This is a genomic window from Aquincola tertiaricarbonis (genome assembly GCF_023573145.1).
Lineage (GTDB): Bacteria > Pseudomonadota > Gammaproteobacteria > Burkholderiales > Burkholderiaceae_C > Aquincola > Aquincola tertiaricarbonis_B.
Map to the genome: position 1 here is coordinate 2,004,266 of NZ_CP097636.1, position 20,919 is coordinate 2,025,184.

General features: G+C 71.5%; 13 protein-coding genes. 10 read left to right on the forward strand and 3 right to left on the reverse strand.

Going from position 1 to position 20,919, the window contains the following annotated elements:
* Nucleotides 1-21: 21 nt before the first annotated feature.
* The 3 genes from MW290_RS23555 to MW290_RS23565 form a co-directional block, all read right to left on the reverse strand.
* The gene (locus tag MW290_RS23555; protein WP_250196781.1) at nucleotides 22-3,837 is read right to left on the reverse strand and encodes a hypothetical protein; all 3,816 of its coding nucleotides are present in this window, start codon (nucleotides 3,835-3,837) and stop codon (nucleotides 22-24) included.
* A complete protein-coding gene (locus tag MW290_RS23560; RefSeq protein WP_250196782.1) occupies nucleotides 3,837-11,126 on the reverse strand; it encodes a hypothetical protein in 7,290 nt (2,429 codons plus the stop codon). The genes MW290_RS23555 and MW290_RS23560 overlap by 1 nt, the downstream gene beginning before the upstream one ends.
* A 225-nt stretch (nucleotides 11,127-11,351) precedes the next feature.
* On the reverse strand, nucleotides 11,352-12,053 hold the full coding sequence (locus tag MW290_RS23565; RefSeq protein WP_250196783.1) for a GntR family transcriptional regulator: 702 nt from the start codon (nucleotides 12,051-12,053) through the stop codon (nucleotides 11,352-11,354).
* Between the two features lie 165 nt (nucleotides 12,054-12,218).
* On the opposite strand from MW290_RS23565, the gene MW290_RS23570 reads away from it, so the two are divergent.
* The 10 genes from MW290_RS23570 (at nucleotide 12,219) to MW290_RS23610 (ending at nucleotide 20,857) form a co-directional block, all read left to right on the forward strand.
* Nucleotides 12,219-13,085, forward strand: coding sequence for an NAD(P)-dependent oxidoreductase (locus MW290_RS23570; RefSeq protein ID WP_250196784.1), 867 nt, complete (start codon nucleotides 12,219-12,221; stop codon nucleotides 13,083-13,085).
* A 25-nt stretch (nucleotides 13,086-13,110) separates the two neighbouring features.
* A complete protein-coding gene (locus tag MW290_RS23575; RefSeq protein WP_250196785.1) occupies nucleotides 13,111-13,752 on the forward strand; it encodes a 4-carboxy-4-hydroxy-2-oxoadipate aldolase/oxaloacetate decarboxylase in 642 nt (213 codons plus the stop codon).
* A 32-nt stretch (nucleotides 13,753-13,784) separates the two neighbouring features.
* The gene (locus tag MW290_RS23580) at nucleotides 13,785-14,762 is read left to right on the forward strand and encodes a Bug family tripartite tricarboxylate transporter substrate binding protein (protein ID WP_250196786.1); all 978 of its coding nucleotides are present in this window, start codon (nucleotides 13,785-13,787) and stop codon (nucleotides 14,760-14,762) included.
* 120 nt (nucleotides 14,763-14,882) lie between these two features.
* Nucleotides 14,883-15,191: a tripartite tricarboxylate transporter substrate-binding protein gene (locus MW290_RS23585; protein WP_250196787.1), complete on the forward strand. Its 309-nt coding sequence runs from the start codon at nucleotides 14,883-14,885 to the stop codon at nucleotides 15,189-15,191.
* A 61-nt stretch (nucleotides 15,192-15,252) separates the two neighbouring features.
* Nucleotides 15,253-15,381, forward strand: a complete 129-nt coding sequence (locus MW290_RS33325; RefSeq protein ID WP_375142970.1) for a hypothetical protein — start codon at nucleotides 15,253-15,255, stop codon at nucleotides 15,379-15,381.
* Between the two features lie 108 nt (nucleotides 15,382-15,489).
* The gene (locus MW290_RS23590) at nucleotides 15,490-16,164 is read left to right on the forward strand and encodes a GntR family transcriptional regulator (RefSeq protein WP_250196788.1); all 675 of its coding nucleotides are present in this window, start codon (nucleotides 15,490-15,492) and stop codon (nucleotides 16,162-16,164) included.
* A 20-nt stretch (nucleotides 16,165-16,184) separates the two neighbouring features.
* On the forward strand, nucleotides 16,185-17,912 hold the full coding sequence (ilvD, locus tag MW290_RS23595) for a dihydroxy-acid dehydratase (RefSeq protein WP_250196789.1): 1,728 nt from the start codon (nucleotides 16,185-16,187) through the stop codon (nucleotides 17,910-17,912).
* A 106-nt stretch (nucleotides 17,913-18,018) separates the two neighbouring features.
* Nucleotides 18,019-18,849 (forward strand): hydroxypyruvate isomerase family protein, encoded by an 831-nt coding sequence (locus MW290_RS23600; RefSeq protein WP_250196790.1) that lies wholly within the window; start codon nucleotides 18,019-18,021, stop codon nucleotides 18,847-18,849.
* Nucleotides 18,846-19,805: an NAD-dependent epimerase/dehydratase family protein gene (locus tag MW290_RS23605; RefSeq protein ID WP_250196791.1), complete on the forward strand. Its 960-nt coding sequence runs from the start codon at nucleotides 18,846-18,848 to the stop codon at nucleotides 19,803-19,805. The genes MW290_RS23600 and MW290_RS23605 overlap by 4 nt, the downstream gene beginning before the upstream one ends.
* Nucleotides 19,806-19,846: 41 nt before the next feature.
* On the forward strand, nucleotides 19,847-20,857 hold the full coding sequence (locus MW290_RS23610) for a Bug family tripartite tricarboxylate transporter substrate binding protein (RefSeq protein ID WP_250196792.1): 1,011 nt from the start codon (nucleotides 19,847-19,849) through the stop codon (nucleotides 20,855-20,857).
* Nucleotides 20,858-20,919 lie beyond the last annotated feature (62 nt).

Sequence of the window (20,919 nt, forward strand, 5' to 3'; positions counted from 1 at the left end):
GGGCAGATGGGTTGCGGCGGGTCAGGCCAGGGTCAGCTGCACGCTGGCGCTGCGGCCGTCGGGGGCCAGGATGGCCAGCTCCACCCGGCCGCCGCTGCCGCGCAGGCCCAGGCTGATGGCGGTGCGGCGACGGGCAGCCTTGGCACGGCGCAGCGGCATCAGCACGCCGCCGGCGAACAGGTCTTCGCCGGGCTGCGCCGGCGGTATGTCGGCCAGCGCCACCTCCAGCGCATGCACCTGTGGCCTCGGCCCGATCGGCGGGCGCACCGGCGTCAGCCGCAGGTCGTCGCCATCGATCGGCAAGGGCAGCGGCCGCGGCTTGAACAGCGCTTCCAGGTCGGCCATCGGCGGCAGCGCCGCCGCGCGACCGACCAGCGGGAAGGGTGAGCTGGGGCCCGGCAGGTAGCGCACCCGCAGCCGGTAGGGGCCGGCCGGCGTGGGCTGCACCGGCACGCTGGTGAGAAAGCGCACCAGGAAGCCGATGCCCGCCTGCTTGACCACCGTGGGCGACAGCAGGTCGGGCGCGGCCAGCGGCGAGCCGGCCGGCACCTCGACCAGCCGCTCGGTGGCACGGCCCAGCGGATCGGTGATGAGCCAGCGCACCCGCAACAGGTCGTCGACCGAGGCACGGCGCACCAGCAGATGCAGCAGCGTGACGCCGGCCGGCCCGCCCGCGCGCCACAGGCCACTGGCGCCGGCACCGGGCGGCACCGTGGGCAACGCCTGCAGCCGGTCGTCGCCGCCGGGCGCGGCCGGATGGCGCCACAGCGATTCGGCGCTGCCGTCGGGGTGCTGCAGCAGCACGTCGGCGCGCAGCCGGTGCGGGCCCAGCGGCGTGTCCGGCAGAGGCGCCAGCGTGCTGCCGTCGACCTGCACGTCACCCAGGCCGCCGCCCGGCCAGTGCCAGGCCAGCGGCGCCAGGTCGGGCGGCGTGGCCGGCGGCACCACCACCTCGCGCAGCGCGCTGGGGGCCGAGCGGCCGCCGTACAGCCCGCGCTGCGCATCGCCATGCGCCCAGGCCGCCGCGCGGTAAAACACGCGCCGCCAGGAGCCCTCCACCGCGTCCAACCCGGTGATGGTGCCCAGGGCCTGGGCCACGCCGGGTTCGGTGGAGACCGTGGGCTGCACCGTGTACGGCGCCTGCGTGCCGGTGAGCTGCGCGATCGGCGGGCCCATCGAGTCCAGTTCCACCGCCGCATCGGCCACCCGCACCCGGTGCAGGTCGACCTGCGCCACCGGCACGCCCGGCTGGGTGCGCACCCGCAGCGCCGCGCGCCAGGCCGGCGGGTTCACGCTGCGGTCCAGCACGCGGGCCACTTCCAGATCGGGCGGCGCCGGCCGCACCAGCTGCGGTGCGGCATAGCAGATCAGCCGCTTGCCGGCGGCGGCGCCGGTGACCGGCCACTCGGACTCCACCTGCCCGGCGCTCAGGCCCAGCACCATGTAGGCATGGATCTCCTTGCTGCCACGCGGCAGCGAGACCTGCATCGCGGTGGTGGTCACCGGCTGCGCGTTGACCCGCGTGAACGACCGCCGGTCGGCATCGGCGGCGAAGGCGGCGCGCAGTTCGGCCAGGCGCTGCGACAACGTGAGCGCCCGGGCGGGGTCTGGCAGCCCGCGGTCGGCGCGCAGCTTGACCTCGGTGGTGGTGTAGACGAAGTAGCCCACCGCGCCCGGCACGGCCGGCCATTCCAGCCGCGCGTGGTGCTCGCCGTTGGCATCGGCGATGCTGGCCATCTGCACGTCCTCGCGCTCGATCACGATCACCGGCGGCCGCGGGTCGGCGGTGGAAGCCACCAGCGGCTGCGCATTCCAGCTGCCCACGCGCTGGGGTGCACGCTGCTCGGTGCCGCGGGCCCACAGCGCCAGGCCGATGCGGCCTGCGCTGCCGAAGTCCAGCGACAAGCCGTCCAGCGTCAGCCGGTAGCGCCGCGGGCCGGCGGGTTCCACCGGCGCGCCGAGGATCTGCTTGCCGTCCAGCGACAGGTACTGCAGCTGCGCGGTGAGCCCCGGCGCGCCGGTGAGCACGCCGGCAGGGGCCGCGCCGTTGAACACGAACTGCAGCACCGCACCCGGCCCGCCGGCCAGCGACACCTGCAGCCCCGCCGGCGGCCCACCGGCGGGTGGCGCATCGCCCAGCTTCGCCTGCGGATACAGCCGCCCCACCAGCTCGATGCGGCGCGGGCTGCGGCTGGCCCAGTCCCAGGAGAACTCGAGCACCAGCGTGCCGGGACACGGCGCGCCGCCGGCCGCCGGCTGCACCTCCAGCCACGCGGCCAGCAGGCTGACCGACTGCACCGGCGGCTCGGCCACCGCCGCGCTGTGCGAAGCCCAGGCGCTCCACAGGCCGAACAGGTCCTGGTGCGCCAGGGCGTACAGCAACACATTGGGCGCGGGTGCGCTCTGCACGCCATAGCGCTCGTCCAGCGCCTGCAGCCGGCCGGCCAGCGCCTGCTGCGCGCTGGTGGTGGCGCTGATCGGCTGCAGCGCATCGTCCAGCGGCCGCACGCCCATCAGCGGCACCACCGGCGCGGCCGGGGCCAGCGCCAGCCGCGCGAAGCCGTAGCTGCCGACGCGGAAAGGCAAGCCGTCGGCCAGCTTGTCCCAGGTCACGCGGTGGATGGCGCGCCAGTCGGCATCGGTGGCGGCCGGGGCGCGCAGGCCTTCGAACTCGCAGGCCAGCTGCGCCGGCACCGGCGGCGGCAGGCCCACGCCGGGCGCAAAGACGATGGCCGCGTATTCCACCGGCGCCGAGGCGCCGTCCGCGCCGCGGGCATAGGCGGCGGTGACCATGAAGTCCCAGTCGCTGCGGCTGGCATCGCCGAACAGCTTGCGGTCGGCCAGCACGATGGGCGGCAGGTCAACGTCCTCGAAGGCGGTGCCGAAGCCGCTGACCAGCGAGGCCAGCGGATCGGTGGCGGCGCCGAAGATCAGATGGCTCAGCGGCTTGAAACGGGCCAGCGCGTCGTCGCCCGGCTGCGCCGAATTCATCGGGTCGACCGGCGGCAGCGCATGCTGCACCTCGTAGCCGGCCTGCTGCGACGGCGGCAGCAGCGTGACCATCTCGCGCAACGGCGGCAGCATGTGCTTGTCCAGCACCTCCAGCATCGCCTGGGGGTCGGCCAGCTTCCACGGCGGGGCATTGCCGCCGCCGGGGATCACCGGCTCCCAGCCGTAGAACGGCGCGCCACGGCGGAAGCGGTCGAGCGCCGCATCGCGCGGGGCGCCCAGCGCGCCGGTCAGGCCCTGCGGCTGGTCGAGCTGCAGCACGCCGGCCCAGGCCGCGTCCACCGGCAGGCCCACCACCTCCACCAGCTCCCAGGTCTTGTCGTCGGCGGCCTGGCTGTCCAGCCCGGTGATCTGCTGCACCGCCGCGCCCGGCGGCAGCACCAGCGCCTGCACCGCCGAGCCCGAAAGCGCCACGCTGTTGAAGCCCGCGGCCAGCGGCCGCAGCGCCACCATCGGCGAGTTGTAGGGCATGCCCGAGAACGCCATCAGCGCCCCCGCCGCAGGCGCGTTCAGCTGCACCCGCACGAACACCATCGGCCGCTCCAGCACCACGAAGCGCAGCGTGAACAAACCGGTGATGCGGTAGCCCACCTCCTTCTCGGTCTGCATCGGCATCGCCGGCCGGCGCCACACGCGGAAGGGTTCGGTGGGATAGCCCAGCTCGGGCGCCAGCAGCCAGCGCAACTGGACGATGCGGGTCAGCGCCAGCTTGCGCTCGGCCGCGATCTCCTTCGGCGACCGGGCCTGCTCCACCTGGCGCCGGTAGGCGGCCAGCCAGTCGGTCACCGCGCCCAGCAGCACGAACTTCGTCGGGTCGACGATGCGCATCACAGTTCCTCCCAGGGCGCGTGGTCCAGCGGCAGCTCGATCAGCGTGGCGCGCCGTTCGGTCTGGTTCAGGAAGGGCAGCGCCGGAAAGCCGATCTCCACCAGGTCGAGCTTCACCGTCTTGCCGCGGGCACCGGCGGCCAGCACCACCAGCGCCCGCTGCAGGCCCGGCGCGCGGATGACGCCGCCCACCGCGGCCACCACGCCGGCCGCGCTCTGGTTCTCGATGCGCAGGTACTCGGTCTCGGCCAGCACCCAGCGCTCGGCGGTCACCGGGCCGGTGTCGTCCACCACCTTGGAGGGGTAAGGCCGGCTGCGCCACAGCGGCTCGGTGGCGTCGATCAGCACCGCTGCAGGCTGCGGCAGGCCCACGGCCGGCGTTTCCCAGAACACCACGATGCGCGGCCGCTCAGGCACGCCCAGCGGCTCCAGGCCCTGCGCCATCCACTGCGCATCGAATTCCGGGCCCAGCGGATCGCGGCCGGCAAAGAAGGCGCGCACCGCCTCCATCGCACCGGCCGGCGCCGAGCGGCTGCGCGCCCGCTCGGCCAGCAGCGCCGCGGCGAAGTGCGCCAGCCGCGGATAGCCGCCGGTGGAGAAGTGGCGGCGGAACACCCGCGGGCCGCGCGCATCGCTGTCGGCGCCCAGGTCGACGATTTCCACGTCGAGCAGGTAGTCGGTGTAGGGCTCCAGCGCGATCGGGATGTTGACCACGCCGTGGCGCGAGCGGTCTTCGTCCACCGGGATGCAGCTGCCGGCCAGCACCTCGGCCGCGGCCTCTTCCCATGGCGACAGCACCACCGCCTTGAAGGGCACCAGCGTGGCCTCGGTGATCGGGTACGGGTGCGGCACCGCCAGGCTGGGCTGCGGATGGCGCGCCGACGAGGCCGAGTAACGCACCCGCAGTTCCTTGCCATAGGCGGCGAACACGCGGTCGACGTCGTGCGTGTTGAACACCAGCTGGGTGGGCTCTTCGCCGAACCAGTGCTTCTCATGCTCGGCCGGCAGCGTGACCAGCATCCACGGGTCCAGCCGCACCGGCAGCGGCACGCGCTGCGCGAACTGCGCCAGCTGCGGCGTCGGCGTCTCGAGGCGCTCGGTGCGGAACCAGAACACCTGCGACTCGGGCTGCGCCGCGCTGCCCCGCTTGGCGCCGTCGCCCTGCCGCTGGCCGTGCCAGCGCACCGTCAGCCGGTACAGCGCATCGGCGAACATCAGGGCATTGCTGCTGCTGGCCGGGCCCAGCGCCTGGGTGATCACCTGCCGGTCGTGCAGGATCTGCGTCTGGTCCCAGTCGTGGCGCTCCACCTCGCCCCAGCGCAGGCCGCCGATGGCGCCCACGTGGTACGCCGGGCGCAGCCCGAAGTCGTTGACCGCCGCTGCGGTGAACACAGGCTTGTCATCGGGGCCGGGCAGCACGCCGATCTCCACCCGCGCCGCCTCGGGCTGCTTGTCCAGCGCCAGGTACAGTGCCGGCCACTGGCTGCGACCGGGCCAGGCCAGCAGCTCGGCGATGTCGTCGGCCCAGGGGCCGGCAGCGTCGAACCAGCGCGCCGGCAGCGCCTTGGGCGGCGTGAGGTCCGCGCCGGTGGCCACCACGCGCTGCAGCTCCTGGCCGGCGGCATCGAGCACGCGCACCACCAGCCGGCCGGCGGCCAGCAGATCGCGCCGCACGAACAGCAGCAGGTCGAGCCGCGCAAAGGGGCCGATGTCGATCACCACCACGTCGTCCAGCGGGCCGTGCGCCAGGCCCAGCGCCTTCAGCCGCTGCGCCACTTCCTTGGCCCGCAAGGGGTCGCCGAGCGCGATCGGCTGGCCGTCGTCGAGCATCGGCGCTTCCAGCAGCCGCACCTCGCACAGCTTGGGCGGCGCCGCGGCCTGCAAGGCCCTGCCCTCGTCGGCCTGGAGCTCGTCCCCCTCGAAGCGGGCGGCCGAGGCCGGGCCGAAGGCGGCCTGCAGCGCGGCGCGGCCCATCGGCTCGCCATGCTGCAGCTGTCGCAGCGCCTGCATCGGGCCGGCCGGGGCGGCGGTGGACCCAGGGGCCGAAGCCACGGAGGCGATGGCCGCGCCTGCCGCCATCTTGGCGCGCAGCCGCGGGCTGATGCGCTTGGGCACGGCCGGCACCAGCAGCCCCGGCAGCAGGCCCACGTCGACCACGCCGCCCGGCTGCTGCGGCGCAGGCTCGGGCGGCGGATCACGCTGCCAGCAGGGCACCTGCGCACCCACCACCAGCGCGGGGAACACGCCGCGAAGCATGTCGAGCTGCACGTCGCCGGAGCGCCAGCGTTCGTGCACATGCAGCAGCGCATCCGGCGCGCCGTTGCGGCGGGTGCCGGCAGGGTCGGGCCAGGCGATGCCGTCCAGGTCCCAGCCGGCGGCCGAGGGGCCCAGCGGCTCCCAGCGGAAGGTCCACAGCAGTTCGGCCGGCGGCGCAGCGTCCTCGCACACGGTGCCCCAGCGCTCGCGGATGGTGTCTTCCAGCCGCTCCGACTTTTCCACCGCCTTGGTGGCCGGCGCAGGCTCCCAGGTGAACAGCGCCAGCTGCGCGGTGGGGCTGGGCTCGGTGGCGTCCTTCAGCGTCCACCACACCACGGGTGCCGTGCTGCCGAGGATGGCCGGCCCCGCGCTGGCGCCGCTGGCGGGGTCGATACGCTCGAGCATGATCTCGTCGATGACGTAGGCGTACTTCTCGCCGCCGCGCTCGGCCAGGCCGCTGCTCGGCAGGCCCGGGGCGGAGGTCACCGCGGTGCCCAGGCCGCCGACCGTCAGCCCCGGCTTGGCGGCGGCCGGCAGCTTCAGCGCGACGATGGGCACGCAGTCGATCGGCACGATCGGCAGCCGCCCATCGGCCAGCGCAGGCAGGTCGGTCGTGGCCAGCGCATCGCCCAGGCTGGCGTCGATGCCGCGGTCCACGCCGGTGCCGGCCAGCAGCGCCGGCGAGCGGCTCTTCAGGCTGAGCTTGTCCACCAGCACCGGCATCACGGCCGACTTCTTCGGGCCCGAGATGGTGATGTCGACGCAGCCCTCGATCTCGAAGAACAGCAGGCTCACATGGCCGCAGGCCTGGCCGTGGATGTACAGCGCCAGGTCGCCGCCCGGCTGCTCGCTGACGATGACGGTGAGCTGCGCATCGGCGCCCACCGACACGATGAACAGGCGCAGCTCGCCGGCCACGTACACGGTGCCGGCCAGCACGAAGGGGTCGAAGCCGATCACCGCGTCCATGCCGCCGCCGATGCGCAGGTACAGGCCGATGTCGGTGTTGCCCCAGGTGAAGGAGGCCGCCACGCCCAGGCCGATGCCGAAGCCCTGGATGGCCGGCAGCGTGGCGTTGTGGACGTTGTAGGCCGGGAAGCCGTCGCCCTTGAACATCAGGTAGCCGGTGCCGCGCACGATGCCCAGCACGTCGACCTCGATCGGCCGGCCGATGTCGCTGCGCGCGCCCAGGTAGATGTGCCACTTCGACAGGTGCGGCGCAAAGGGGAACACCGCCTCCACCGGGATCACGATCTTGATCAGGCGCTCGATGTCCCACTGCACCAGGATGCCGATCATGAAGTGCTCGGGCGTCACCTCGATCACCGCCAGGATGCCGCCGCTGGACCCCAGCCCGTCCATGCTGGGCGGCGGCGAGATGATGCGGGCGTTCATCATGATCAGCACCCGCGGGCCCGGCAGCTCCAGCAGCAGCGTGCCGTCGAGGTTCATGATCACCCCGCCTTCCATCGTGCCGATGAGCATGCCCAGGCCGAAGGCCCAGCGGTCGATGCGCGGCTCCCACAGGCGGATCTGCGTGTCGGGATTGACCAGCAGGTGCGGCTGGCCGCCCGCGGCTTCCAGCCAGACCAGCGCGGGCACGCCCGAGCCCGCGCCGATGGCGGCATTGCGCTGGTAGTGCATGCCGAAGATGCCGCGGAAGCCGAAGATGCCCAGCCCGCTGCTGCCCAGCGGGATGCCCACCGGCAGCACCACGTTCAGCCCGATGTACACGCCGGTGGCCTGGCGGCCGTTCTCGTCGATGGTGGCCACCTCCATCGCCGCGGCGATGCGCAGCGACAGCGGCCGCAGCGTGAGGTCGATCTGCCCGCCGATGACGGCCACCTCCTGCCCTTCGGAGTTGGTGACCTTGCCGATCTTCACGTAGCCCGAGCCCACCAGCGCGCCCGGGATGTCGACGCTGGCCGCCAGCGCGGTGAGCTCGGGCGGCCGCGGCTCGTCGAGGTACACACGCAGGCCGGCGCGGTCGATCGTGACCACGCCCAGGTCCACGCCCAGGCCGATGTCGATCTCGAAGGTCAGCGGATTGCTGCGCGACAGCCGTGCGCCCAGCACCCGCAGGATCTGGCCCAGCGGGTCGGCGATCTTCAGCGCGCCGCCCGAGGCGACGTCGATCGTGTAGCCGCGGCTGCTGTCGAACACCGGCCGCAGCGAGAACTGTTCGTCGCCGCCGGTCTGGGCATGGTTCAGCCGCAGGCCGATGGCCTTGTAACGCACCGACAGCGGATGCTGCGGCTCGATGATGACGATGTCGAGCAGGTTGGCCGACCAGTCGATGCCGACGTCGAACAGCAGGTGCGCTTCCAGCTCGGTGTCGGTGCCGGCCTCACGGTGGCGTTCCAGGAACTCGCCGCCGTACACCACCACCCGCTCGACCTGGAACCACGGCAGCAGCGCGATCACCCCCGGCACCGCCAGCGCGGCGCCGGTGAGCACCGCGTCCATCACCTCGCCCTTGCCGCCCTCGGCCGCGTTGGCCAGCATCGGCCAGAAGCTGAGGTACGAGCCCAGCAGCGTCAAGCCGATGTTCTTGGGCGGTATGGCCTCGCCGGGCAGCCAGCCGAAGGCGGCCAGGCCGTCCTTGTCGGCGGGGTCGGCGCCCACCGAGATCATGGTGGTCACGCGGCCGGCCGACGGGTCTTCCTGGCACAGCACACGGAACTTGGTGATGCCGTCGGCCGGGTTGTCCGGGCCCAGCGGCACGCCGTTGCGCAGCGTGCGTCCTGCGGGCGGCTCATGCCCGCCGAGCTGCCCGCTGTTGCGCAGCTTGTCTTCGCTGGCCGTCTGGAAGTCGATCTCGGCTTCGATCTCGGCGGCGATCAGCGTGCTGCGCACGATGCGCAGCTTGAGCCTGGCCGAGCGGAACCAGTCGGGCACCGCGGGGGTTTCGGGCTGCGGGTCCACCGGCACCGGCTCGGTCGGCGGCTGGGGTGGCGCCGCAGGGCGCTGCACGGCGTAGTCGGCATCGTCGTCGGCCACCGGCTGCGCGGGCAGCACCACCGTGGCCTTCCACCACCGGTTGTCGTCCGGTGCGGCATGGCTCGTCCAGCCCGAGGCGGCCACCCAGGCGTCGATCTCGGCCGGCGTGGGCGTGGGCTTGTCGGGCGACAGGTCGGCGAAGTTGAAGTTCTGCGCCGCATAGGCCGCGTGGATGCGCTCGCGCACCGCAATGGCCCGGCGGCGGGCCAGCAGGTAGTTGTGCTGGCGCAGCGCGGGCGTGTCATGGCCTTCGTAGCTGGCATGGCCGCGGATGCGCACCGCCGCCAGCGGCCCGGCAGCGTCGAAGGCTGCCTTGTAGGCGGTCATCGGGTCCTGGTGGCCGCTGAGGCGGCGCTTGTCGCTCTTGCTCACCGCCCGCACGGTGGACAGGTTGTCCCCGCTGCGCGCATAGGCCAGCAGCGCCGCCGACTCGCCGGCCGGCACGGCAGTGGGCGGCTCGTCGAAGTAGAAGTAGAAGTCCATCGGCGGCGTGGCCGGCTGGCCCGGCTTGCGCGCCTGCACATGCACCGTCTGCCCCGGTGCCACCGCCACCGTGAAGCTGGCCGCCGGTCCGCTCTCGGGGCCGCCGTCCACCCGCCAGCGCACCGCGGGGTCCACCGGCTGTGTGGTCACCACCACCTCGGTGTCGTTCTGCGAGGCGATCACGATCACCGGCGTGTCGCCCGGCGGCGTGATGGTGGCCACCAGCGGCGGCAGCGGCGCGTGGCCCGGCGCAGGCAGCCGCGGCGTGCTGCTGCGCCGCTGCGCATGCACCACCAGCGTGGCCTGCAGCGGCGTGGCGCTGCCGTCGGTCACGGTGATGTGGATGTCCTGCGCGCCGCCGGCCAGGTCCACCAGAAAGGCCGTGCCGGTTTCCTCGGCACCGCCGCCCACGCGCACCTTGCGCGTGTAGGGCGTGCGGCCGCCGCTCACATCCACCAGCAGCGTGCTGCGCTCGGGCAGGCGCGCCGTGGCCTCGGTGGGGCTGCTGCGCTCGATGCCCCACAGCCGTCCGCCGGCATCGACGAAGCGCGCGCCCAGCTTCAGCTCGCCCGAGCCCTGGTTGACCAGCATCGCCTCGAAGTCGCCCCACAGGCCGCCGGCTTCGCCGAAGCCGATCAGCAGTTCGTTGGCGCCGGCCTCGAACGTGAAGTCACGCGCGCCCGAAGGCGCGATGAAGATGCGCACCTCGGGCAGGTAGAGGCCGGTCCAGTCGTCGCCGACCTGCGCCTTGGACAGCAGAGCCGGCGGTGTCGATTCGTTCGACAGGTCGAGCACCGCACTGCGAAAGCCGATGCCCACCACGCGGTCGCTGGCCCCGCCGATGAAGGCATAAGGCGGTGTCATCGACACCAGCTCGGCCACGCCGATGTCGGCTGGATCGTCCAGCCCCGCGGCCCCGGCCTGCACAAGCTCGAAGGCGAGCTGGCTGCCGCTGTCGTTGCCGTGGCTCAGGCGAAACCGCAGCCGCGGCAGGCCGATCTCCACCTCGCTCACCGCGGCATCGGGCTCCAGCAGCCCTTGCACGTTGAGCTTGGCCGGATGCAGGAAGGGCGGGCGCAGCGAAGGCGCCTTCAGGATCAGGTCGAGCGTGAAGCCGGTGGACGGATAGTCGCTGGGCGCGGGGTCCAGCGGCAGTGTGTCCCACAGGTCCAGCACGTCGCGCACCGGCGTGAAGGCGGCCGCCGACACGCCGGCCGCGCCTGCGGCCACGATGGCCGAGCCGGCACGCGGCACGAACAGCTCGAAGTCGACCGAGGTCTCGCGGATGTCGAATACCGGCGATCGCCTGGCGGGGTCGAACGCGGGCGCGGCTTCGTCCACGCCGGCGTCCACCTGCAGGCCGCCCCGGTCCAGATCGATGCTGGCATGGCCATTGAATTCGCACTGGCCGCGGATGGCGATGCCGAAGTCGTCGGACGCGGTTTCCCAGGCCACCACGCGCAGGGCGGACAGCGCCGCATGCTGGGCGCCCAGGTTCTCGCCACGCAGCAGGTAGGGCAGCACAAGGTCTGCCAGAGCAAGGTTTGGCACCCGTCACCTCCGTCCGCAGCCGAACTCGTTGCAGTCCAGCATAGGCGCGGGACCCGCCACCATGCTGTTGAAGGTAGGGGTGTTGCGTGGGCGAGTTGGGGGGTGACGCCCAGGGCACCGTCTGTCACCGCCTACTGCGGTCCGAATGGCGCCCTGCCTGACCGCTCGGCTTGGCCCGGTGGTTAGGCGCGCTCTGTTCTGCCTCGATGCGTGCCCGATCGGGCCTCAGCTTCCACGAGCCGGCTTGTACTCGCCGCGGTGCTTCATGAAACGGTGATACGACATCCTCAGGTGCAACTGCATGACCTGGCGGGCCAGTTCTCCGTCACGGGCCTGCGCCGCCAGGGTCAAGTCCCTGTGGTGATGCAGGCTCTGCTCAAGCTCGGCGCGTTCGTACAGGAAGAATGACCGCACGATGATCGGCATGTCGATCATCGTGTCCAGCATCGACCGCAGACGTGGGGATCCCGCGTGGTCCAGCAAGGCATGGTGGAACATGCGGTTGGCCTCCTGGACCCTGCCGATGGCCAGCTGCCCGTCCTCGCGACCCACCATCTCGATGGCGCGGGCCATCTGGTCGTTGCTCGCATTCAGCTTGGCGACCAGGTCCGGCCCGCCACGCTGCGCGGCCAGACAGGCCGCATACGGCTCCAGCAACATGCGCAGCTGAAACGTCTCCTCGATGTCGCCCTCGGTCCATTGGGCGACATGAACGCCTTGTCCTGCGTCGGCGGTCGCCAGACCGTCTTCGACCAGGCGCTTCAGCGCGGCCCGGATCGGGGTCCGGCTGATGCCGAACTCCCGCGCCAGGGGCTCTTCCTTCAACTGCGTCCCGGCGCTGTAGTGGCCACCCACCAAGCGCTGACGAAGCGTCTCGTAGGCGCGCTCGCTGCCCTTCAGGGTGGTGGTGGTGGGCGTCGCATTCATGCCGCCCATTGTAGGAGGCGGTCGCGGAACGGGCGGCGCCCGCCACTTGGCTTGTACATCTTTTGTACTTGCATGGACAGATCAAGCTTGTTCTCTAGGTGTATACCCGCGGCACCTTGCCTGCTTTGTACGTTTTTTGTACTCTTCGGGCTCGAAGGAGCGAACATGCAAGTTGCGATCATTGGCCTCGGGGAAGTGGGGCGCTGCTATGCAGGTCCCCTGCACGCGAGTGGCGTAGACCTGTCGGTGTGCGAGGCCCGACCCTCGCAGGCCGCCACCGATCTGGCGCGCACCTGGGGCCTGCAGGTCCATGCGGCAGCCGGGTCCTGGCTCGAGAGCGCGGACTGGGTGCTGTCCTGCGTCACCGGCTCGCAGGCACTGCCGGTGGCTGAGCAGGCCGCCGCCCACCTGAAGCCCGGTGCCGGCTTTGCCGACCTGACCACCGCCAGTCCGGCCGTCAAACGCGCCGCTGCGGCGATGGCTGCCGATCGGAGGGTGCGCTACGTGGACACCGCCATCATGGGTGCCATCTCCTTGAACGGGGTCAGGACCCCCTTGCTGGCCGCCGGCAACGGCGCCGACGCGTTCCAGGCCCTGATCGCCGGTGCCGGCGGCAAGGTGAAGGTCATCGAAGGCGGCGTGGCCGGCGATGCCATCTCGTTGAAGATCCTGCGCAGCGTCTTCACCAAAGGCATGGAAGCGCTCGCCGTCGAGCTGCTGGTCAGCGCCGAGAAGCAGGGTGTGCGCGAAAAGCTGTATGAGCTGTTGAGCGACATCGACGAGACGCCGCTGCGCAGTTTCATCGACATGCTGGTGCGCACGCATGTGGTCCATGCCAAGCGCCGCGCCCATGAAGTGCACGACGCACAGCAGGAGCTGGCCTCGCAGGGTCTGCCTTCGCAGGTGCTGCCCGGCGTGGAGCAGCGCTTCCTGACCACCGCATCGTTGCTGGAGCGCCAGCCTCTCCCGGTGCCCGAGCCCGATATCCACCAGGCGCTGGCGTGGTTGCTGGCCAACGCCGACCGCACCTGATCCGAACCTCAGCCAAGGAAGTCCGATGACCACTGCCGACAAGATCCTCCAATTGCGCGATCTGGGCGCCGCCACCGTGTACGAAGCCCAGGGGGCCAAGGGCGCGCTCGACAGCGGCATGAAGCCCATCGACCCGACCAGCCGCCTGGCGGGTCCCGCCCTCACCGTCGATGCCCGTCCGGCGGACAACTTGATCCTCCACCACGCCGTGCTGCAGGCCAGGCCGGGCGACGTGCTGGTCGTCGACGCCAAGGGCTTCATGGAGGCCGGTCCCTGGGGCGACGTGCTGACCATCCAGGCGATGAAGCTGGGCATTGCCGGTCTGGTGATCAGCGGCTGTGTGCGTGATGCCAACCTGATCATCGAGCTGGGCTTTCCCGTGTTCTGCCGCGGTCTGTCGATCAAGGGAACGGGCAAGAACCAGCCGGGCCGCGTCAACGTGCCGATCTGCATCGGCGATGCCGTCATCCATCCGGGCGACATCATCGTCGGCGACCGGGACGGACTGGTGGTGGTCGCGCAGGACGAGGTGGATCACGCGATCGAGACGAGCCTGGCCCGCGAAGAGAAGGAGGCCCGCATGCGCGAGGCGATCCAGGCGGGCACCTCGAACACCGCCGAGCTGCTGAAGCTCGGCGACACGCTGAGGCGCTTCGGTCTCGTCTGACCGCCCCCACGCACATCACACTGGAGACATTCATGCGCCTCTTCAACCGCCGTGCGGTGGCCTTCGCGGCCATCGTGCTCTCGCTGCCCCTGCACGTCACCGCCCAGGACACCTACCCCTCCAAGCCCATCCGCATGGTGGTCGCCTTTGCGCCCGGCGGGTCGGCCGACATCAACGCCCGCGCCGTCGGGCAGCAGCTCGGCAAGGAGCTGAACACGACCATCGTCGTCGACAACAAGGGCGGGGCCGGCGGCAACCTGGGCGCGGTCGAGGTCAAGCGTGCACCGGCCGATGGCTACACGGTGTTCTACGCCACATCGGCGGTTGTGCTGGCGCCGGCCTTGTATGCCCGGCCGGGCTTCAATCCCTACGAAGACTTCACCCCGGTTTCGCTGACGGCGACGATTCCGCTGGTGCTGGTGAGCAACCCCAAGGTGCCCGCCAGGAACCTGAAGGACTTCATCGCCTGGGGCAAGTCCAGGGGCGGTGCAGCCAACTTCGGCTCCTCGGGCTCGGGCGCCTTGCTGCACCTGGCCGGCGCCTTGTTCCTCAAGGAAACGGGGTGGGAGGCCACGCACATCGCCTACAAGGGCAGCGCACCTGCCATCACCGACCTGCTCGGCGGATCGACCGACTTCATGTTCCTGCCGATCAACGAGGCCCTGCAACACATCAAGGGCGGCGGGCTGCAGGCACTGGCCATCACCTCGGAGAAGCGGTCGCCGCTGCTGCCCGATGTACCCACCCTCCGCGAGGCGACCGGCAAGACCAGCATGGACATGGGCGCCTGGCAGGGTGTGATGGTGCCCAAGGGCGCGCCCGCCGAGGTGGTGGCCAAGCTTTCGAAGGCGCTGAAGGAAGCGCTGGCCGACCCCGGCTTGCGCGAGCGCCTGACCGCACAAGGCAGCGTGATGCTGGGCGGCACCCAGAAGGACTATGTCGACTACATGAAGGCCGAAGGCGATCGCTGGACCCGCGTCATCCAGGCCACCGGCGCCAAGGCGGACTGAGCGCGCCCCACCCCCAACGAGGAGACACCCATCAAGTTTCAGCGCATCGTCGTCCTGGCCGCCCTGCTTGTCGCAGGTACCGCGCAGGCGCAGGAGGCCAAGGGCCCGATCCGGATCATCGTGCCCTTTGCCGCGGGTGGCGCCACGGACGCGGTGGCGCGGCACGTGGCACCCAGGCTGGCCAGGCAACTCGGAACGCAGGTCATTGTCGAGAACAAGCCGGGCGCCAGCGGTCAACTCGGCACCTCCTTCGTCAAGGCGGCGCCGGCCGATAGGTCGACCTATCTGCTCGCGCTGGATCACTCGGTGGTGGTGGTGCCGCTGATCACGCCGACGGCTGGCTACGACGCCATGAAGGACTTCGTGGCGGCTGGCCAGGTGGCCCGGTTCCAGTGGACGCTGCCGAGGAGCTGGGCTACCCTGGCGTGAACGTCAACACCATCCGGAGCGGGTCGTGTGGGGCAGCGACTGGCCACATGTGACCGAGCCGGTGAAGCCGGATGACGCGGCCTTGCTGGACATCGTGGACCGCTGCCTCTCCAGCCCGCGGCACAGGCAGCAGGTGTCCGTGGACAGCCCGTCGAACCTGTATCGGTACCCTGGACCGGGCACAGCCTGACGACCGTGGCTGAACTGGTGGGCGCACCAGGGTTAACCTCGATCAGCCGCCGCGAGCGCAGCGGCTATCGTCGCGGCACTTTGATCTTTGATCAAAAATTGGCCGACGATGAATGCCCCTGAAGCGCCCCTCTCGATCAACGAGAAGGTCTACCGCACGCTGCGCGATCAGCTCATGCGCGGCGACATCGCCGCGGGACAGAACCTGGGCATCGAGGAGTTGGCTGCGGCCATGAACACCAGCACCATGCCCGTGCGGGCCGCGCTGCAGCGGCTGGCCGAGCAGCAGGCGGTGCAGCGCACCAGGAGCCGTTCCATGCAGGTGCCGCTGCTCAGCCTGGAGCGGCTGGAAGACATCCGCCGCTGCCGCGTGGTGGTGGAAGGCGCACTCACCGAGTGGGCGGTGCCGCTGCTGGACGCGCCGCAGATCGCGCTGCTGACGCAGCTGGCGCGCAAGATCGCGCAGGCCCTGCGCAAGCCATCGACGGTGGAAGAAGGGCTGGTGCAGAACCAGCGCTTCCACTTCACCATCTATCAGGCGGCCGAATCGCCCGCCATGCTGCCGCTGGTGGAGAGCCTCTGGCTTCAATCGGGGCCCTACCTGCGTGCGGCCCGCGCCCTGATGCACCGGTCGCGCGGCCACGACCTCGACTTCCATGACCGCATCCTGCAGGCCATCGTCGAACGCGACACAGCCCAGGCACGCGCGGTGATGGAAGAAGACGTGGCATGGGCCTTCGACCGCTTGCGCGAAACCCCTGGCGCCCTGCTGCAGGCCGCCTGACCACCCTGCCCCCCACGACCGTGAATCCTCCCGAGCGCCCCAACCTGCACAAGCACCGCTCCCGCGCGGTGACCGAAGGCGTCACCCGCGCGCCCCATCGCGCGTTCCTGCGGGCCACCGGCTTCGACGACGCGGCGCTGCAGAAGTCCATCGTCGGCATCGTCAGCACCCAGGGCGAGAACACGCCCTGCTCGATGGCGCTGGCGCCCCAGGCGGACCGCGCCCGGCTGGGCGTGGCTGCGGGCGGCGGCGTTCCGGTGAGCTTCTCGACGGTGTCGGTTTCGGACGGCACCTCGATGAACCATGCCGGCATGCGCATGAGCCTGGTGTCACGCGAGGTGATTGCCGACAGCGTGGAAGTGGCCGTGCGCGGCCATGCCTATGACGGCCTGGTGGCCTTCGCAGGCTGCGACAAGACACTGCCCGCGATGATGATGGCCCTGGCCCGCCTCAACGTGCCGGGCGTGTTCATCTATGGCGGCGCCACCCTCCCCGGCCACGCCCGCGGCGCGCAGGCCACCATCCTGACCACGATCGAGGCGGTGGGCGCCGTGCAGACCGGTGCGATGACACTGGAAGCCCTGGCCGCCACCGAGCGCAGCTGCACGCCCACGGCAGGCTCCTGCCCGGGGCAGTTCACCGCCAACACCATGGCCATGGTCGGTGAAACGCTGGGCCTGTCGCCGCTGGGCTCGGCCATGGTGCCGGCGGTGTACAGCGAGCGCCTGGCCATCGCCCAGCGCGCCGGCGAAACCGTGATGCACACGCTGGCCCGTGGCTGGCCACTGCCGCGCGACCTGATCACCCGCAAGAGCCTGGAAAACGCCTGCGCCGCGGTGGCGGCCACCGGTGGCTCCACCAATGCCGCGCTGCACATTCCGGCCATCGCCCATGAGGCCGGCGTCGACTTCACCCTCGACGACGTGGCCGCGGTGTTCCAGCGCACTCCGTTGATTGCCGACCTGCAACCCGGCGGCCGGTATTTGGCGCGCGACCTGCACGAGGTGGGCGGCGTGCCCGCGGTGCTGAAGGCGCTGCTGCAGGGCGGCCACCTGCACGGGGACGTGCCGACACTGGAGGGCCGGTCGCTGGCCGAGGCGCTGGCGGCCTGGCCCGATGCCGATGGCACCGTGGTGCGGGCCTGCACCGAGGCGCTGCAACCCACCGGGGGCGTGACCGTGCTGCGCGGCAACCTCTGCCCCGAGGGCGCGCTGCTGAAGGTGGCAGGCCTGCGCTCGCTGGCGTTCACCGGCCCGGCGCGTGTGTTCGAGAACGAAGAAGCCTGCATGGCCGCGGTGTCGGAACGCCGCTACCGTGCCGGTGAGGTGCTGGTCATCCGCAACGAAGGCCCGCGCGGCGGGCCCGGCATGCGCGAGATGCTCAGCGTGACCGCCGCCATCTACGGCCAGGGCATGGGCGAAGCGGTGGCACTGCTGACCGACGGCCGCTTCTCGGGCGCCACGCGGGGCATGAGCATCGGCTACGTGGGCCCCGAGGCCGCGCTCGGCGGTCCGATCGCGCTGGTCCGCGACGGCGACATCATCCGCATCGATGCCGCCGGGGGCACCCTCGACCTGCTGGTGACCGAGGAGGAACTGAACGCGCGCCGCAGCGCATGGACACCGCCGGCACCCGCCCGGCTGGGCGGCGTGCTCGAGAAGTACGCGCTGGTGGTGCGCCCGGCCCGCCAGGGCGCGGTGACCCATTCCGGCGCGGTCGACTGGCGGTATGAAGGGGAAGGTCCATGACCCCATCGGCCGCCCCGCCCATCGGCTTCTGCGGACAAGGCCCGATGGGCGCGGCCATGGTCGAGCGGCTGCTGAAGGCCGGCCCGGCCCGGCGCGGGGGCATGGCATGAAGCTGGCCGCCAATCTGCACCACCTGTACCAGGAGCTGCCGCCGCTGGCGCGCGTGGAGGCTGCGGCGCATGACGGCTTCGACGGCGTTGAGTGGCCCTTTCCGCACGGGATATCGCCCGCCGCGCTGGCCGAACGGCTGCACACGACAGGCCTGCCGCTGGTGTTGATCAACACGCCGTTGGGGCCCCGCGGAGAACCCGGCCTGGCCGCCGTACCCGACGCCGAGGCGCACTTCCGCGACGGCGTTGAACGCTCTCTCGACTTTGCGCAGCGCACCGGCTGCACACGGCTGCACCTGATGGCCGGCTGCCCGCCGCACGAGGGCCGATCGATGCAGGGCGCGCTCGATCCGGCCACCCGCGACCTGCTGCTGCGCCGGCTGCAGTGGGCGGTGGCGCTGGCGCGCCAGGCCGGTGTGCTGCTGCTGCTGGAGCCGCTGAACCGGCACGACGTGCCGGGCTACGCCTACCACCGACCGGAGCAGGTGGTCGCGCTGATCGAAGCCTTGGACGCGCCTGGGCTGCGTCTGCTGTTCGACATCTACCACGCAGCGCGCGAAGGTCTGGATGTGCCGCAGGCGCTTCAAGCCCACCACGCCTGCATCGGCCATGTGCAGATCGCGCAGGCGCCAGGGCGCACCGCGCCCGACCTGGAGCGCCCGGCCACCCTGCAGGCGCTGCAGGTGCTGGCCGACCTCGGCCATGAAGGTTGGCTGGGACTGGAATACCACCCTGGCGGCCCCACCGCCGACAGCCTGGGCTGGCGCCATCCGCTGCGCCTGCTGCTGCAGCAGGCCCGGCCAAGACACGAGGAAGTGCGCGCATGAAAGTGCTCATCACCGGGGCCGACGGCTACATCGGCCGCGCACTGGCCCGCCGCCTGGCAGCACCCGGCACCCTGCTGCAGGGCCGGCCGGTCGAGCGTCTGGTGCTCAGCGACCTGGCGCTGGGCGACCCGCTGCTGCGTGACGCCCCCGGCGTCACCGCCGTCCCCGGCAGCATCGCCGATTCCCGCGTCATCGACCTCGTCACCCGCGATGCGCCCGACGTCGTCTTCCATCTGGTCAGCGTGCCCAGCGGACAGACCGAGGCCGACCCCGACCTGGGCCTGCAGGTCAACGTCCAGGCCACGCTGGCCCTGGCGCGCGCGCTGCGGCGCAGCGGCCAGGCAGCCACCTTCGTGTTCACCAGCTCCATCGCCGTGTACGGCACGCCGCTGCCCGAGCGCATCGACGACGACACGCCGCTGGCCCCGGCGCTGAGCTACGGCGCGCACAAGCAGATGGCCGAAATCTTCCTGGCCGATGCCACCCGGCGCGGCCACCTGCAGGCGCGCATGCTGCGGCTGCCCGGCGTGGTGGCGCGACCGCCCACACCCACTGGCGCGCTGTCGGCGTTTTCCAGCGAGCTGATGCGCGCCCTGGTGGCCCACCGACCTTACGTGTGCCCGGTGTCGCCGCAGGCGACCTTGTGGTTGCTGTCCTTGCAGGCTTGCATAGACAACCTGCTGCATGCGGCGCAATGCCCGGCGCAGCCATTCGGCGGCACGACGGCCCTCAACCTGCCGGCCCAGCATGTGAGCGTCGCTCGGCTGGTCGATGCCTTCGAGACCGTCAGCCCCGGCGCATCCGCGGGCATCAGCTACCAGCCCCAGGCGGGCCTGGAAGCGCAGTTCGGCCGCCTGCCGCCGCTGTTCACGGCCCGCGCCGATGCCGCCGGCTTCCGGCACGACGGCAACCTGGCCACGCTGGTGCAGCGGGTCAGGGCCGGCCTGGCCGAGTGATTCACATGCGCCATCCAGGCGCGCCCACAGGAGACGACACCATGGTTACCACGCGACGTGAGTTCATCCGGCGCAGCGCCGCCTTGTCTGCGGCCACTGCCGCCGCACCGGCCCTGTTCGGCACCGGCGCAGCCCAGGCGCAGCAGCCACCCACGGTCGATGCGCTGCGCATCGTCACCGGCTTTGCGGCGGGCGGCACCTCCGACACCGTATGCCGCCGCCTGGCCGAGGGCTTGCGCGGGATCTATGCGCGCAATGCGCTGGTCGAGAACAAGACCGGCGCCGGCGGGCAGATCGCCATCGCCAGCATGAAGCAGGCACCCGCCGACGGCACGGTGATGCTGCAGACGCCAGCCTCGATGCTGACCATCTACCCGCACATCTACAAGAAGCTGCAGTACGACCCGTTCAAGGATCTGGTGCCGGTGTCGGTGGCCTGCACCTTCGAGTTCGCACTGGCGGTGGGCCCGGTGGTGCCGGCCTCTGTCACCAACGTGCCGGAGTTCCTGGCCTGGGTGAAGGCGCATCCCGAGCATGCCAACTTCGGCTCACCCGCCGCCGGGTCGACCCCGCACTTCACCGCCGAGATGCTGAGCCGCGCCGGCGGTGCCGGCATGCGCCACGTGCCCTACCGCGGCACGCAGCCGGCCGTGCTCGACCTCACGGGCGGGCAGATCGCCTCGGTCAGCGGCCCGATCGGCGACTTTCTGCCCCACCTGGGTGGCGGCCGGGTGCGCCTGCTGGGCGTGTCGGGTGCCAAGCGCAGCCGCTTCGTGCCGCAGACGCCCACCTATGCCGAGCAGGGGATCAAGGATGTGGTGACGGACGAGTGGTTCGCCTTCTACCTGCCGGCGGGCACCTCGCCCGAGATCGCGCAGCGTGCCAATGCCGCCATGCGCACCGCGCTGGCCAAGCCCGAGGTGATCGACGGCCTGGCGGCGATGGGCCTGGAGGCCCGCTCGTCGACACAGGCCGAGCTGGCCGACATGCAGCGCCGCGATACGGAGCGCTGGGGGCCCATCGTCAAGGCGGTGGGCTTCACGGCCGACTGAGAGCCCTGCGCAGACGCAGCCCGCGTGGTGGAGGACCGGCGCTGGCTGGTCACGTGTCACAG